Source organism: Pseudomonas sp. NPDC089569 (assembly GCF_050280625.1).
In the GTDB taxonomy this organism is placed as follows: domain Bacteria; phylum Pseudomonadota; class Gammaproteobacteria; order Pseudomonadales; family Pseudomonadaceae; genus Aquipseudomonas.
Map to the genome: position 1 here is coordinate 1 of NZ_JBNNVQ010000236.1, position 2,103 is coordinate 2,103.

1 protein-coding gene and 1 pseudogene are annotated in these 2,103 nt (G+C 61.2%); both read left to right on the forward strand.

The features are described 5' to 3' along the window. Window positions 1-60: 60 nt before the first annotated feature. Window positions 61-1,329: pseudogene (locus tag ACQKP2_RS32615) on the forward strand (glutamine synthetase family protein); the annotation flags it as partial. A gap of 211 nt (window positions 1,330-1,540) precedes the next feature. Further along, the coding region (locus tag ACQKP2_RS32620) for an aldehyde dehydrogenase family protein (protein ID WP_427582353.1) at window positions 1,541-2,103 on the forward strand (563 nt) is incomplete at its 3' end.

Genomic DNA, 2,103 nt, shown 5'->3' on the forward strand with positions numbered 1-2,103 from the left:
TGAGGTTGCAGGTCAATTGGCCTTGCAGGAACTTGCCGGCGTCCGCACCGCGGACCGCCATTGCGCGGCAAGCGCATCGAGCGCACCAGTCTCCACAAGGTCTATGAGAAAGGCATCAACCTGCCGGCGTCCCTGTTTGCCCTGGATATCAATGGTTCCACGGTGGAAAGCACCGGCCTGGGCCTGGATATCGGCGATGCTGACCGAATCTGCTATCCAATCCCCGATACCCTGTGCAATGAACCCTGGCAGAAGCGCCCGACCGCGCAACTGCTGATGACCATGCACGAACTCGAAGGTGACCCTTTCTTCGCCGACCCGCGCGAAGTCCTACGACAAGTCGTTGCCAAGTTCGATGAACTGGGCCTGACCATCTGCGCCGCGTTCGAACTGGAGTTCTACCTGATCGACCAGGAGAACGTGAACGGTCGTCCGCAATCGCCGCGCTCGCCTGTTTCCGGCAAGCGTCCGATGTCGACCCAGGTGTACCTGATCGATGACCTCGACGAATACGTCGACTGCCTGCAAGACATCCTCGAAGGCGCGAAAGAGCAGGGCATCCCGGCCGACGCCATCGTCAAGGAAAGCGCGCCTGCGCAGTTCGAAGTCAACCTGCACCACGTGGCCGACCCGATCAAGGCCTGCGACTACGCGGTACTGCTCAAGCGTCTGGTGAAGAACATCGCCTACGACCACGAGATGGATACCACCTTCATGGCCAAGCCTTACCCTGGCCAGGCGGGCAACGGTCTGCACGTGCACATTTCGGTGCTCGACAAGGATGGCAACAACATCTTCGCCAGCGAGGATCCCGAGCAGAACGCCGCGCTGCGACACGCGATCGGCGGTGTGCTGGAGACCCTGCCTGCGCAGATGGCGTTCCTCTGCCCGAACGTCAACTCCTACCGTCGTTTCGGCGCACAGTTCTACGTACCGAACTCGCCAAGCTGGGGTATCGACAACCGTACCGTAGCGGTCCGCGTGCCGACCGGTTCGCCGGATGCCGTGCGCATCGAGCACCGCGTGGCCGGCGCCGACGCCAACCCGTACCTGCTGATGGCTTCGGTCCTGGCCGGCGTGCACCACGGCCTGACCAACAAGATCGAGCCACCGGCACCGACCGAAGGCAACAGCTACGAGCAGAACGAACAGAGCCTGCCGAACAACCTGCGCGACGCCCTGCGTGTGCTGGACGACAGCGAAGTCATGGCCAAGTACATCGACCCGACGTACATCGACGTGTTCGTGGCGTGCAAGGAAAGCGAGCTGGCCGAGTTCGAAAACTCCATCTCGGACCTTGAGTACAACTGGTACCTGCACACCGTTTAACGACGTTGGCGGTGTACACAAAACCTGTGTACGCCGCCGATTCCTGTGGGAGCTGGCTTGCCAGCGATTGCGATGGATCAGTTGCCATCAATGTCGATTGTGATGACGCCATCGCTGGCAAGCCAGCTCCCACAGTGATCGCATTTCAATTTTTTTGATTGGGTAGGCGTCCGTTCGACGGTCACTTATTCCCCTGCGTTGAGTCACAACCATGACAATTACCCGCAGCGACTGGGAGCAGCGCTTCCAGTCCCTCAACATCGAAAGCCGTGCCTTCATCGACGGTCAATATTGCGCGGCGGCCAGCGGTGCCACGTTTGAATGCGTCAGCCCCGTGGACGGCCGTTTCCTGGCCAACGTGGCCAGCACCGACGAAGCCGATGCCAACGCGGCGGTCGCTGTGGCTCGCCGTACCTTCGAATCCGGCGTGTGGGCCAACCTGGCCCCGGTCGAACGCAAGCGCATCCTGATCCGCTTCGCCGATCTGATCCTGGCCAACCAGGAAGAACTGGCGCTGCTGGAAACCCTGGACATGGGCAAGCCGATCAGCGACTCGATGGGCATCGACATTCCGGCGACCGCCAATGCGATCCGCTGGACCGCCGAAGCCATCGACAAGATCTACGACGAAGTCGCGGCCACCCCCCATGATCAGCTTGGGCTGGTGACGCGCGAACCACTATCGCCCCCGTATAGCAGCGGATTGCCCGGAGGAAACCCAACATGCCTGCCCCTGTCGCATCCTGGTCCACCCGTTTCAAACTGTCGCTCCTG